The sequence below is a fragment of the Sporosarcina pasteurii genome (assembly GCF_041295575.1).
GTDB lineage: Bacteria > Bacillota > Bacilli > Bacillales_A > Planococcaceae > Sporosarcina > Sporosarcina pasteurii.
Genome location: NZ_CP160452.1, coordinates 3285611 through 3298318, shown reverse-complemented (window position 1 = coordinate 3298318; position 12708 = coordinate 3285611). Strand labels below are relative to the sequence as shown.

The window sequence follows — 12708 nt, the reverse complement described above, 5'->3', positions numbered from 1 at the left end:
TAAGGTGCCTCCTTTACATAAACTTTTTACGTGAAGATATGTATTATACACATAAATTCACTGTGTGGATAACAATTATGCAAAAGTGTGGAAAAAATTATCCACAACATATCAACAATTGTGGATAAGAAATAACGTTATTTTTTTGTGCACAATTAAATCTTTTTTATTGTAACAGGGAATAGTTGTAATTACAAGGCTTTATGTATCTTATCCACAAGACGTTCCACTACTCACAAATCCTTTATCCACAAGTATTTGTATGTGCACTTTTTGTCGATATTTGTTGTGCATAATTTTTTTAAGAAAAATAATGCGCACACATTCATGCCAAGAATATAAAATGTTTTGTGGATAACTAATGTATTAAACAAATGGACGATGGACAAGCATAAATATAGAAGTTGGTTACTCAAAATAATGCACACAAATGGAATTAAACGAACATGTAAATTAGTTATGTATTAGGAGAGGATTTTTGTGATGGAGTAAGCGATCGATTAAAGAAATAATAAATGGATTGACTTTCAGGTGAAAAAAAACTATAATTGTTAGGACTGTCAAGAGTAATGTGACATTCAATGTAGGAGGTGTCTTATAAATGACTAAACGTACATTCCAACCAAATACACGTAAACGTAGTAAAGTTCACGGCTTCCGTGCGAGAATGAGCACGAAAAGCGGGCGCAGAATCATTGCAGCACGTCGACGCAAAGGAAGAAAAGTGCTTTCAGCATAAGGCCACTGACTCTCAGTGGTCTTTTTTTTATCATATTTATAGGGAAACATAAATATAAAGCTTAAAATATATCTAAATATGAATTGTAGAGATTATTCCAAGGATTGATGATCGAGGAAAAGTCTAGTAAGTCACAAGTATGGGTAAAATAATTGCGTTGACACCTTAAAAAAGGGTTGAATGTTTTATCCCAGTGCATTTAAAGAGGTTCAATGAATGCTAAATGCAAAATTATTGATGGAACAGGTGAGTTTGTTAAATGAATAAACGCCAACGAATCAAAAAGAATAGTGAATTCCAGAAAGTATTTAAAGACGGAAAATCGTTTGCGAACCGTCAGTTTATTGTATACCGCTATCATAAAGAAGGTCAGTCTGAATTTAGATTAGGCCTATCTGTTAGTAAGAAAGTTGGAAATGCGGTCACAAGAAATCGAATTAAACGTTACATTAGACAATCTTTTCTTGAACTAAAAGATGAATTAAAAAACGATATAGATTATGTAATTATCGCTAGAAACCAAGCAGCAACAATGGATTTTCATGAAACTAAAAAAAGTTTACAACATGTTCTGCGCATTGCACGTGTATTAAAGAAAAGACAGCAGTAGCGAAGCACATTTTTAAATGATAAACTTTATACAATTAATCGTTATTTTAATTTAAATAGAAAAGATTTGGGGGAGCGAATTTGAAAAAGAGGTTAGGATTAATCCTTATGTTATCAACCTTCGCTTTATTACTGGCAGGTTGTACAGAATTTAACGAACCAATATATGAAGATAGCGAAGGATTCTGGAATAAGTATATCGTTTGGCCATTAGTATCACTCATTACTTTATTTAAAGAGTTACTTGGTACATATGGATATGGAATTGTTGCGGTAACAATTATCATTCGACTGATTTTATTGCCGCTAATGATTAAACAAACAAAAAGCTCAAAAGAAATGCAAGAAATCCAGCCAGAGTTAAACGCATTAAAAGAAAAATACAAATCTAAAGATGCAGTGACACAAGAGAAGTATCGTACTGAAATGCAGAAACTCATGACAGAAAGAAAAATTAATCCAGCGGCAGGTTGTTTACCGGTACTTATTCAAATGCCGATTTTAATCGGTTTTTATCATGCAATTAGCCGAATGAATAGTACACCTGAAATCGAACTAGGAACTTTCCTTTGGTTCCAGTTAGCTGATCGAAGCATTACGCTTGCTTTGATAGCAGGAATTATGCAATTCATTGTTCTCCGTACTGGACCAGCAATGGGGAATCCACAGATGAGAATGATGATGTATATTATGCCGGTTTTCATTATCGTAATCGGTACAATTTTACCAGCCGCATTGTCTCTTTACTGGGTAATCGGTAATATCATTTCTATTATTCAAAACTTTTTCATTTACAAGCCATTCAAAAAAGAAGAAGAGCCTGTAAAACAACCTGCAAAAGTAGGAGGGAAAAGAAAATGACAACGGTGACACAAAATGGTTCCACTGTTGAAGAAGCGATTGAAAAGGCATTGCAACAACTGAACGTTTCACGAGATGAAGTAGAAATTGAAGTATTGTCAGAAGGTAGAAAAGGATTTTTAGGATTTGGCGTTAGACAGGCCGAGGTAAAAATTACGGTGAAAGAGCAACCAGTTCCTGTAGAAGAAGTCGAATTAAGTCAAAAAGACGAAATAGAAACATTTACGGATGTGAAAGAAAATGACGTAGATGTAGAAACTGTAGTTGAGGTGCAAGTAGATCCAATCATGAACACAGAGCAATATCTTACAAATATTGCTAAAAAAATGGGAATTGACGACTTAAAAATTGTTCATGAACTCGATGGGAAGTATGTACATTTTCAGTTAGAAAGTGATAAAGCTGCATTATTAATTGGAAAAAGAGGTCAAACTTTAAATGCCTTACAACAATTAGCGCAACTTATTACGAATCAACATACCGACCAATTTAAAGTTGTGCGGTTAAATGTAGGCGATTATCGTGAACGTCGCGAACAATCATTAGCAAATCTTGCCGATAGAATGGCGGATAGAGCAGTACAAACTGGCAGAAAAGTACAACTAGAACCGATGCCAGCTTATGAAAGAAAAGTGATTCATCATACTTTATCAAACCGACTGGATATTGAAACCTATTCAGAAGGATCTGATCCGCATCGATATCTTGTTATTGAACCAATGTAATAACAACAAATAAACAAAACTTCTATAGCCCTGCAATTGCAACGGGTATAGAAGTTTTTTTATTATCAATTTGTATGTCGTATGTAGGTAAATTCCGCCGTTTAACTATTTCTTTAATTTGTTAAATCTCCTCGCAATCCTTCATAATTTGATAACATCTAATATTTATCCACAGATTTTTTAGTTGTAGGGCTATGACGTTCGTTATATTTGTGTTAATATACTATGTTAGAAAGTCGTGTCCGAAAATACGTTGTCCACATGTGAATAACTACTCCAGGAAGGTGAAAACCATGAATTTTGATACTATAGCTGCCATTTCAACACCAATGGGTGAAGGTGCGATTGCGATTGTTAGACTAAGTGGAGATGAAGCAGTCCAAATCGCAGATCGTGTTTTCCGTTCACCGAGCGGAAAGCGATTAGCAGAAGAACAATCTCATACAATCCATTATGGTCATTTAATTGATCCCGCGAAGAATGAGACAATTGAAGAAGTGATGGTTTCCTTAATGAAAGCGCCAAAAACTTTCACTAGGGAAGATGTCGTCGAAGTAAATTGTCATGGTGGACTCGTGGCAGTGAATCGAGTGCTCGCACTTTTATTAAAAGAGGGAGCGCGTCTAGCAGAACCTGGAGAGTTCACGAAGCGTGCTTTTCTAAATGGGCGTATCGACTTGTCGCAGTCTGAAGCAGTCATGGACCTTATTCGAGCGAAAACAGATCGTGCGATGAACGTTGCACTAGGTCAAATGGAAGGGAAGCTATCCAAGCTTGTAGGAGAACTGAGACAAGCTTTGATAGAGACACTTGCCCAGGTAGAAGTAAACATTGATTATCCAGAGTATGATGACGTAGAGGAAATGACTGTTCCTCTGATGATCAAAAAATGTACATGGGTAAGAGATGAAATTGATAAATTGCTAAAAACTTCTGCGCAAGGAAAAATTCTTAGAGAAGGTTTATCAACAGTGATTATTGGTAGACCGAACGTTGGAAAGTCTTCGCTTCTAAATAGTCTCGTACAGGAAAACAAAGCAATTGTTACCGATATAGCAGGAACAACGCGTGATATAATTGAAGAATACGTCAATGTTCGCGGTGTTCCGTTACGTCTCGTAGACACGGCAGGAATTCGAGAAACGGAAGATATCGTTGAAAGAATTGGCGTTGAACGTTCAAGACAAGTTCTAAAAGAAGCGGATTTAATTCTTCTTGTGTTAAATAACGCAGAAGTACTTTCTGAAGAAGATAAGCGTCTTTTTGAAGCTGTCGAAGGTATGGATACAATTGTTGTCGTGAACAAAACCGATTTACCGGCTAAAATAGATTTATCCGAAGTTACTGAGTTAGCAGGGGATAGTGATATTGTGACGACTTCCTTATTGGAAGAAGAAGGCGTTACTGAACTTGAAGAAGCGATTGCTAACCTTTTCTTTACAGGAACAATTGAATCAGAGGATATGACTTATGTCTCCAATGCAAGGCATATCGCGCTGTTACACAAAGCAAGAAATATTATAGAGGATGCACTTGCGGCAGCAGAAGCAGGTGTTCCAGTAGATATGATTCAAATAGATGTCACTCGGTCATGGGAAGTGCTCGGCGAAATCGTCGGGGACACAGTCCAAGAAGGATTAATTAATCAGTTGTTTTCACAGTTTTGTCTCGGAAAATAATAAATTAGAGAGTAGGAACAGAACATGCCCAACAAATTTGAAGCCGGCACGTTCGATTGTATAGTCATCGGTGCCGGTCATGCTGGCGTAGAAGCTGCACTAGCTTCAGCGCGAATGGGTGCATCGACACTCGTTTTAACTTTAAATATAGATATGATTGCTTTTATGCCATGTAATCCATCTATCGGCGGTCCTGCAAAAGGAATTGTCGTAAGAGAGATTGATGCATTAGGCGGTGCAATGGGGAAAGTAATCGATAAAACGCATATTCAAATGCGTATGTTAAATACACGCAAAGGACCTGCAGTTCGAGCGCTTCGTGCACAATTGGATAAAGTGCTGTATCAGCAAGAAATGAAACGTATTCTGGAAGAAACAGAAAATTTAACATTGCAACAAGCATCGGTTGACGAACTCATTGTAGAAGACGGGGAAGTAAAAGGTGTGATTACACAAGTTGGCGCGGTATATCGTGCTAAAACAGTAATCGTGACAACCGGTACATTTTTACGCGGAGAAATTCTTATTGGAGACTTACGTTATTCAAGCGGTCCGAATAATCAAATGCCATCCATTAAATTGGCAGACAACTTAAGAGAACTTGGCTTTGAAATGGTTCGTTTTAAAACAGGTACACCACCTCGTATTAACAGTCGAACGATTGATTATAGTCAAACAGAAATTCAACCGGGTGATGAAGAACCGCGCGCGTTTAGTTATGAAACGACAGAATTTATTATGGATCAATTGCCATGTTGGCTCACATACACTTCACCGTTAACACATGAAATTATCAATGAAAATCTTCGTCTATCGCCAATGTATTCAGGCGAAGAAGTTGGACCAGGTCCTCGTTACTGTCCATCAATTGAAGATAAGATTGTTCGTTTTAATGATAAATCTCGCCATCAAATTTTCCTTGAGCCAGAAGGTCGTAATACAGAAGAAGTATATGTACAAGGTTTATCGACAAGTTTACCAGAGCATATTCAACACCGCCTCATCGCAAGTGTACCAGGGCTAGAAAAAGCGAAAATGATGCGTGCAGGCTATGCGATTGAGTATGATGCGATTATTCCAACACAACTAAAACCGACGCTCGAAACGAAGAAAATTCGAGGGCTTTACACAGCGGGGCAATTAAATGGTACGTCTGGATATGAAGAAGCTGCTGGACAAGGTCTGTTGGCCGGAGCGAACGCAGCTGCAAGAGCATTAGGAAAAGAAGAGTTTATTTTAGCACGTTCTGATGGTTATATGGGCGTTTTAATTGACGATCTTGTAACGAAAGGTACGAGCGAACCGTATCGTCTACTTACATCACGAGCGGAATATCGTTTACTTCTTCGTCATGATAATGCAGATTTAAGACTCACTGAACTTGGTTATGAAGTAGGGCTTGTAAGTGAAGAGCGTTACCAAAAATATGTTGAGAAAAAACAACAAATTGACGACGAACTGAAACGTTTACGTGATTTAACAGTTAAACCTTCAGAGTTTGTCAATGAAGTTTTAGCTGAAACTGAATCTACGGCATTAAAAGAGCCAATGAAAGCAGCACATATTTTGAAACGTCCTGAAGTTACGTACGATCAAGTTGCAAGAATGATTCAATCCGACGTAGAACTTTCTCCGGAAGTAATTGAACAAGTTGAGATTTTCACGAAATACGAAGGATACATTGAAAAATCAATGCAACAAGTGGAACGTATGAAGAAGATGGAAGACAAGAAAATACCACATGACATCGATTACGATGCGATTACAGGTATTGCAAATGAAGCAAAAGCAGAACTAAACAAGGTTAGACCTTTATCAATTGCACAAGCATCAAGAATGCCAGGAGTAAATCCAGCGGACGTTTCAATTTTGCTTGTTTATATTGAACAAGGAAAGATCGCAAAAGTTTCAAGTTAAATTAACGTATGGTAATTTTTCACCATATACAAAATCAACTTAAACTTTTTTGACTGTATAACTTTCATTCTGTAAACTTAACTGGTATGGATGTATATGCCATACCAGTTTTTTTAAAAGTAATGATTACTTTAAAAAGAAGGGGGATTGGCATATATGAATGAAGAACAATTTGTACAAGCATTAAAAGAACATAATATTGACTTGACGGAAAAGCAAATTGCTCAATTTAGAACTTATTTTGAAGAACTTGTTGAGTGGAATGAAAAAATGAACTTGACTGCAATTACGGACCAGCCTTCGGTTTACTTAAAACATTTTTTCGATTCAATTACTGCAGCATTTTATGTAGACTTAACTGGGGAGAAAACACTTTGTGATGTAGGAGCAGGTGCAGGATTTCCAAGTATTCCATTAAAAATATGCTTTCCTGAATTACAAGTAACGATTGTTGACTCTTTAAATAAAAGAATCGGATTTCTGAATCATTTAGTAGAAAAGCTACAATTAGAAAACATGGAATTTGTTCATGCAAGAGCAGAAGATTTTGGCCAGAACAAAGCCTTTCGTGAAAAGTTTGACATCGTAACTGCACGTGCAGTTGCCAGATTGTCTGTTTTGTCAGAGCTATGTGTACCTCTTGTTAAAAAGGGAGGCCTTTTTGTAGCGATGAAAGGTGCAGCTGCCAAAGAAGAATTAGCGGATGCTAAAAGACCTTTAACAGTACTTGGCGCTAAAATAAAGAAAGACTACTCATTTCTATTACCAGTAGAAGAAAGTGAACGAAATGTTTTTGTTTTTTCAAAAGTGAAAAATACGCCAAATAAATATCCAAGAAAACCTGGAGTTCCAAATAAATCACCGATTAAATAATCTTGTTACACGTGAAACATTACTTTTGGGGAATTTGATGACAAAAATAAATCATTGAATCAATTTCATAAGAGCTTGTTTTAATATATAGGGTATATGTTAAGGGCTGATGATAGCAGTCTGTTGATATAAAAATATTTAAGTTGAAAAGTGATAGAACAAATAGTATCGAACTAATTGGAGCTAGGGAGTAGTTTTGAAAAGGTGGTGCCGGAAATGAAAAGTCCTTTTTCACGTTTTTTTGGGGGTAGTGTGAAAGAAGAGCCTGAAACTAGTGAGGGTAATCATCATGAACATGTCGAGCAAGTTGCTATCGATTTGATAGTGCCCAATAAATATCAACCTCGTACAATATTTTCTGAAGAGAAGATCGAGGAACTTGCTAGAACAATTCATACCCATGGTGTCATTCAGCCTATAGTTATTAGAACGATCGCAGAAAATAAATATGAAATCATTGCTGGTGAACGTAGATATCGAGCGATGAAGTATTTAGGGTGGGAAGAAGTTCCCGCCATTATTCGTGAGCTTGATGACAAAGAAACAGCTTCAATCGCGTTGATAGAAAATCTACAACGTGAAGAATTAACGCCTATTGAAGAAGCGTACGCATACGAACAGTTATTAGATCTCCATGAATTAACACAAGAAGCGTTAGCACAAAGATTGGGAAAAGGGCAGTCAACAATCGCAAACAAGATACGCTTGTTGAAGCTTCCAGAGGAAATTCAAAATGCCATTATGGATAAAAAAATTTCCGAAAGACATGCTCGTGCGTTAATCTCTTTAAAAGATAGTAACTTACAAATCGAGATGTGTAATGTTGTTGTCGAAGAAGGTTTAAATGTAAAGCAACTCGAAACACGTATCGGAGAACTGTTAAACCCGCCAGAAAAAGAAAAGAAAGAAAACCGTCCAAAAAGAAAGTCCGTGAGTCGAGATGTTCGTATTGCATTAAATACGATTAAACAATCATTATCTTTAGTGACGAAAAGCGGCATCGATTTACAAACTGAAGAAGAGGACTCGGAAGACTTTTATAAAATCACCGTAAAAATTCCGAAAAAGAAGTAAAACTCTTGCTCGGTAGCAGCAAGAGTTTTTTCTTTATATATTTGCATGATATTATCTATTTTTATAGTAAGTTTGGTATGATAGATTAGAAGAGTTGATAATTTTAAATATATAATGAAATCAGGAAAAAGTAGGAAAGCAGGTGCAAGCTTGAGCAGGATTATAGCGATTGCTAACCAAAAGGGAGGCGTCGGAAAAACAACAACATCAGTAAATTTAAGCGCTTGCCTTGCCCATATAGGCAAAAAAGTTTTACTCATTGATACGGATCCTCAAGGAAACGCTACGAGTGGGGTAGGTATTAATAAAGGTGACGTTCACAAGTGTATTTATGACATATTAATTGATGATGTTGAGATTAACGACGTAATTTTATCAACGAAAGTTGAAAACTTAGATATTATCCCAGCGACCATTTCATTAGCAGGTGCAGAAATCGAACTTGTTTCAACTATTTCAAGAGAAGTAAGAATGAAACATGCGATTCAAGAAGCAAAAAATGAATACGATTATATTATAATTGATTGCCCACCTTCACTAGGGTTATTAACAATCAACGCATTAACTGCATCTGATGCGCTCATTATCCCTGTACAATGTGAATATTATGCATTGGAAGGGTTAAGCCAGCTATTAAGTACAATCCGGTTGGTACAAAAGCATTTAAATGAAGAATTAATGATAGATGGTGTGTTATTAACAATGTTTGATGCTAGAACTAATTTAGGTATTCAAGTAATTGAAGAAGTGAAGAAGTATTTTCAAGACAAAGTGTACAAAACAATTATTCCGAGAAACGTAAGACTTAGTGAAGCACCGAGCCACGGAGAACCGATTATTGTTTACGATTCCAGATCACGCGGTGCAGAAGTGTATTTAGAGCTTGCAAAGGAAGTGGTGCACAATGGCTAAAGGTCTGGGAAAAGGTATCAATGCTTTATTTCCAGGTGAATCATTAACAACAAACGAAACAGTTGAACAAATACATGTGAAGAGCATTAAACCGAATCCATATCAACCAAGAAAGGTCTTTGATGAAGAGGCAATTGAAGAATTAAGTGATTCTATCAGAGAACATGGAATCCTTCAACCAATCATCGTAAGAAAAATAGGAACCTTTTATGAGATTGTTGCCGGAGAAAGAAGATTCCGTGCAGCTAAACTTGTTGGGTTAGATGAAATCCCGGCGATTGTTCGGAATTTAACTGATGAAGAAACAATGGAACTAGCAATTTTAGAAAATCTTCAGCGGGAAGATCTAACGCCTATAGAAGAAGCTGAAGCATATAATAAATTAATGGATAATTTAAAAATTACGCAAGAACAGCTAGCATTTAGATTAGGGAAAAGTAGGTCACATATTGCGAATCATATCAGACTCTTGTCTCTGCCTGAAAAAGTAAGACAGTTAATTACAGACGGAAAACTTTCGATGGGGCATGGTCGAACACTACTAGGCTTACGTAAAAAAGAACAAATACCTCTTGTCGCCGAACGTGTTTTAAAAGAAGGTTTGAATGTAAGACAGTTAGAAAGGCTTGTTCAACATTTAAATGAAGATGTTCCACGTGAAACGAAAAAGAAAGAGAAAAAAGATTTGTTTCTCCAAGAACACGAATCAAGTTTACGAGATTATTTCGGAACAAACGTCAATATCAAGAAATCTAAAAATAAAGGTAAAATCGAGATCGAGTTTTTCTCTGAAGAAGACTTAGAAAGAATCCTTGAATTACTGAATGATTAACCAAATACCTATTTTGCATTTTGCAAAATAGGTATTATTTTTAGTGAGCGGAAGTGTTTATATGGTGTTATTCGGGACGATTGTAAATGCGCTCTTAATTATTGTAGGAGCAATCCTAGGCAGATTCTTGCATAATATACCTGAACGTATGAAAGAAACGATTATGTACGGTATTGGTTTGGCAGTTGCGGTTATAGGAATCCAAATGACTTTTGAAAGTACCCAAATTCTCATCGTCATCATTAGTATTGTTGTAGGTGCTGTGTTAGGTGAGTGGATGGATTTGGATGAAAAGGTCACTAAACTGGGTCAATGGTTAGAAAAAAAGTTGCCGAGAAAAGATGAAGGAACAAATATTTCTGAAGGATTTGTAACAGCAACACTGATTTTTGTAGTAGGTTCGATGGCGATTATTGGGGCAATTGATAGTGGGCTTAGAAATGATCATAATGTTCTTGTTATGAAAGGAATTATTGATGGGTTCACTTCCATAATATTGAGTTCGACTCTTGGAATTGGCGTAGCTTTTGCAGCGCTTCCCGTCTTTATTTATCAAGGGATCCTTACAGTTTTGTCAAGTCAAATTAGTCAGTATATCCCCCAAGCATTGCTCGATTTTTTCATTTCAGAGATGACTGCAACCGGGGGACTTATGATATTGGCTATCGGGTTAAATTTAATCGGTTTAACAAAGATTAGAGTTGCAAACTTAGTTCCCGGTATCTTGGTAGTAGGTATGATTGTTACCATTGTATATTTTCTTTGATTGGTAACGGCTATACGCAAGCTGTAGGGCACGAGAGAGAATACGACTCATTTCATAAGGTAAATGGAGTCGGGTACTTTGTAATACGCTATGTTCCATGAAGCCAGCTACATTGACAACGCCTTTAATGGATACATCGCCAACAAGAGGAAGCGTTTTACCTACTGCTTGTCCAGGTTTCAGTGGTTCATGCTGAAATAGGAATTGTCCAATGGAAGTACCTTTCCCTAAACATGCATCGATCGCAACAATAAATGCTTCTGGATTGTTATTTTGAAGTTCTTCTATTTGTTGTTCTAAGTTAAGCGCATGTAACGGTGTTTCTAGTGTTCCGATAACGGGAAATGGGAAAGTCTTTAGTTCGGATAAATGTGAACCAGTGAGTGGTCCGAGTGCATCTCCAGTAGAGCGATCTGTTCCAATACAAAGAAAGACTATGTTTTCATATTGGAAAGGGATAGATTGGAGGAATACATTACTTAATTTCCAAACGACACCTGTCTCTTTATAGTGGATACGAAAGTTGGTAGTTGTATTATGAATGATAGCTCGCATATGAAAACTCCATTTCATTTTTATAGTTAGTATATGTAAGTTTTCAGATAGTTATACGCTAGGAGGGGGAGAATGGATTATTCAAAAGCAGCGAATAAGATTGAGGAGATTATATTAAATCAAGACAATTGGATATTGCTTGGGACGCGTATATTGAAAATCATCTTTATTATTTTAATAGCGGTCATCGTCATTAGAGTAGGAAAAGCAATTATTCGAAAGATGTTTACGTTTCAAATAAAGACTAAAATACGTCCATCTGAAAGACGAGAACAAACCTTATTGAAGCTACTTGAAAATTCGTTGACCTACGTTGTTTACTTCTCGGCCATTCTATCAGTTTTGACGGAGTTCAATGTTAACGTAAGTGGTATTCTTGCAAGCGCTGGGGTTCTTGGTTTAGCGGTAGGATTCGGGGCACAAAGTTTAGTGAAAGATATAATATCGGGTTTTTTTATTATTTTCGAAGATCAATTTTCGGTAGGCGACTATGTGCAAATCGGGCAAGCTTTAGGAACGGTAAAAGAAATCGGCCTTCGCACGACCAAAATAGCGGCTTACGGGGGAGAAGTCTATATTATCCCCAATGGTAGTATTACGGAAGTTGTCAACTACTCAATTAATAATGGATTAGCCATTATGGATATTAGGATTGCTTATGAAACGGATATCCAAAAGGCGGAAATGCTAATCCGAGAATTTATAGCGAATTTGTCCGATGAATATGAGGAATTGGTTTCTGAACCTACGCTAATAGGTGTGCAAGATTTGACGGCGTCGGAAATTGTATTCCGGGTAACTGCAGAAACCGTTCCTGTGATGCAATGGGCATTTAGTCGAAAATTTAGGAAGGACTTAAAACTGTTTTTAGATAAAAATGGTATTGAAATTCCTTATCCGAAAATGGTTCACATTAGTGAACAGAAAGGAGCTAATTAAAATGGCAAAAGAGTTTGGTTTAAACGATATCGTTGAAATGAAGAAACCACATCCTTGCGGAACGAACTCTTGGAAAATTATCCGAATGGGGGCAGATATCCGAATAAAATGTGAAGGATGCGCGCATAGTGTGATGCTTCCTCGGAATGAATTTGCAAAAAAGATGAAAAAAGTGACGGTAAAAGCAGATACTGAATAGGGAAATAGACATTTTATCTTGTTATCCT

Annotated in this window: 14 protein-coding genes; 13 read left to right on the top strand and 1 reads right to left on the bottom strand. The window is 36.7% G+C overall.

The genetic code is table 11. From position 1 onward, the window contains the following. The first annotated feature begins 601 nt into the window (after nucleotides 1-601). The 11 genes from rpmH to AB1H92_RS16025 all read left to right on the top strand — a co-directional run bounded on the left by rpmH (nucleotide 602) and on the right by AB1H92_RS16025 (nucleotide 10987). The gene (rpmH, locus tag AB1H92_RS16075) at nucleotides 602-739 is read left to right on the top strand and encodes a 50S ribosomal protein L34 (protein WP_115363954.1); all 138 of its coding nucleotides are present in this window, start codon (nucleotides 602-604) and stop codon (nucleotides 737-739) included. 259 nt (nucleotides 740-998) lie between these two features. Continuing rightward, complete coding sequence (rnpA, locus tag AB1H92_RS16070) at nucleotides 999-1349, top strand: ribonuclease P protein component (protein WP_115363952.1); 351 nt, start codon at nucleotides 999-1001, stop codon at nucleotides 1347-1349. Between the two features lie 80 nt (nucleotides 1350-1429). Beyond that, the gene (gene yidC / locus AB1H92_RS16065; protein ID WP_115363950.1) at nucleotides 1430-2209 is read left to right on the top strand and encodes a membrane protein insertase YidC; all 780 of its coding nucleotides are present in this window, start codon (nucleotides 1430-1432) and stop codon (nucleotides 2207-2209) included. Beyond that, nucleotides 2206-2934, top strand: coding sequence for an RNA-binding cell elongation regulator Jag/EloR (jag, locus tag AB1H92_RS16060; protein ID WP_115363948.1), 729 nt, complete (start codon nucleotides 2206-2208; stop codon nucleotides 2932-2934). Before yidC ends, jag begins: the two co-directional genes overlap by 4 nt. Nucleotides 2935-3227: 293 nt before the next feature. Beyond that, on the top strand, nucleotides 3228-4613 hold the full coding sequence (gene mnmE, locus AB1H92_RS16055; RefSeq protein WP_115363946.1) for a tRNA uridine-5-carboxymethylaminomethyl(34) synthesis GTPase MnmE: 1386 nt from the start codon (nucleotides 3228-3230) through the stop codon (nucleotides 4611-4613). 24 nt (nucleotides 4614-4637) lie between these two features. Continuing rightward, nucleotides 4638-6530, top strand: a complete 1893-nt coding sequence (mnmG, locus tag AB1H92_RS16050; RefSeq protein ID WP_115363943.1) for a tRNA uridine-5-carboxymethylaminomethyl(34) synthesis enzyme MnmG — start codon at nucleotides 4638-4640, stop codon at nucleotides 6528-6530. Nucleotides 6531-6686: 156 nt separating this feature from the next. Beyond that, nucleotides 6687-7403, top strand: a complete 717-nt coding sequence (gene rsmG / locus AB1H92_RS16045) for a 16S rRNA (guanine(527)-N(7))-methyltransferase RsmG (protein ID WP_115363941.1) — start codon at nucleotides 6687-6689, stop codon at nucleotides 7401-7403. A 216-nt stretch (nucleotides 7404-7619) separates the two neighbouring features. Next, nucleotides 7620-8477 carry a nucleoid occlusion protein gene (gene noc, locus AB1H92_RS16040; protein ID WP_115363939.1) on the top strand — a complete coding sequence of 286 codons (858 nt, stop codon included), beginning with the start codon at nucleotides 7620-7622 and terminating at the stop codon, nucleotides 8475-8477. A 150-nt stretch (nucleotides 8478-8627) separates the two neighbouring features. After that, the gene (locus AB1H92_RS16035; RefSeq protein ID WP_115364201.1) at nucleotides 8628-9389 is read left to right on the top strand and encodes a ParA family protein; all 762 of its coding nucleotides are present in this window, start codon (nucleotides 8628-8630) and stop codon (nucleotides 9387-9389) included. Continuing rightward, entirely contained in the window at nucleotides 9382-10221 is an 840-nt protein-coding gene (locus AB1H92_RS16030; RefSeq protein ID WP_115363937.1) for a ParB/RepB/Spo0J family partition protein, read from the top strand. The genes AB1H92_RS16035 and AB1H92_RS16030 overlap by 8 nt, the downstream gene beginning before the upstream one ends. Before the next feature lie 61 nt (nucleotides 10222-10282). After that, nucleotides 10283-10987 carry a DUF554 domain-containing protein gene (locus tag AB1H92_RS16025; RefSeq protein ID WP_115363935.1) on the top strand — a complete coding sequence of 235 codons (705 nt, stop codon included), beginning with the start codon at nucleotides 10283-10285 and terminating at the stop codon, nucleotides 10985-10987. Here the strand turns inward: AB1H92_RS16025 and yyaC are convergent. After that, the gene (yyaC, locus tag AB1H92_RS16020) at nucleotides 10931-11542 is read right to left on the bottom strand and encodes a spore protease YyaC (protein WP_115363933.1); all 612 of its coding nucleotides are present in this window, start codon (nucleotides 11540-11542) and stop codon (nucleotides 10931-10933) included. The two genes, AB1H92_RS16025 and yyaC, sit on opposite strands and share 57 nt — an antisense overlap. 72 nt (nucleotides 11543-11614) lie before the next feature. Between yyaC and AB1H92_RS16015 the strand changes: the two genes are divergently transcribed. Further along, a complete protein-coding gene (locus AB1H92_RS16015) occupies nucleotides 11615-12481 on the top strand; it encodes a mechanosensitive ion channel family protein (protein ID WP_115363932.1) in 867 nt (288 codons plus the stop codon). 1 nt (nucleotide 12482) lies between these two features. Then, nucleotides 12483-12680: a DUF951 domain-containing protein gene (locus tag AB1H92_RS16010; RefSeq protein WP_115363930.1), complete on the top strand. Its 198-nt coding sequence runs from the start codon at nucleotides 12483-12485 to the stop codon at nucleotides 12678-12680. The last annotated feature ends 28 nt before the right edge of the window (nucleotides 12681-12708 follow it).

What these genes read in the sequence shown, in the direction of transcription:
- rsmG (WP_115363941.1), top strand. Translation starts at nt 6,687, where the DNA reads ATGAATGAAGAACAATTTGTACAAGCATTAAAAGAACATAATATTGAC.
- rpmH (WP_115363954.1), top strand. Translation starts at nt 602, where the DNA reads ATGACTAAACGTACATTCCAACCAAATACACGTAAACGTAGTAAAGTT.
- jag (WP_115363948.1), top strand. Translation starts at nt 2,206, where the DNA reads ATGACAACGGTGACACAAAATGGTTCCACTGTTGAAGAAGCGATTGAA.
- AB1H92_RS16015 (WP_115363932.1), top strand. Translation starts at nt 11,615, where the DNA reads ATGGATTATTCAAAAGCAGCGAATAAGATTGAGGAGATTATATTAAAT.
- mnmE (WP_115363946.1), top strand. Translation starts at nt 3,228, where the DNA reads ATGAATTTTGATACTATAGCTGCCATTTCAACACCAATGGGTGAAGGT.
- AB1H92_RS16030 (WP_115363937.1), top strand. Translation starts at nt 9,382, where the DNA reads ATGGCTAAAGGTCTGGGAAAAGGTATCAATGCTTTATTTCCAGGTGAA.
- yyaC (WP_115363933.1), bottom strand. Translation starts at nt 11,542, where the DNA reads ATGCGAGCTATCATTCATAATACAACTACCAACTTTCGTATCCACTAT.
- AB1H92_RS16025 (WP_115363935.1), top strand. Translation starts at nt 10,283, where the DNA reads ATGGTGTTATTCGGGACGATTGTAAATGCGCTCTTAATTATTGTAGGA.
- mnmG (WP_115363943.1), top strand. Translation starts at nt 4,638, where the DNA reads ATGCCCAACAAATTTGAAGCCGGCACGTTCGATTGTATAGTCATCGGT.
- rnpA (WP_115363952.1), top strand. Translation starts at nt 999, where the DNA reads ATGAATAAACGCCAACGAATCAAAAAGAATAGTGAATTCCAGAAAGTA.
- AB1H92_RS16010 (WP_115363930.1), top strand. Translation starts at nt 12,483, where the DNA reads ATGGCAAAAGAGTTTGGTTTAAACGATATCGTTGAAATGAAGAAACCA.
- noc (WP_115363939.1), top strand. Translation starts at nt 7,620, where the DNA reads ATGAAAAGTCCTTTTTCACGTTTTTTTGGGGGTAGTGTGAAAGAAGAG.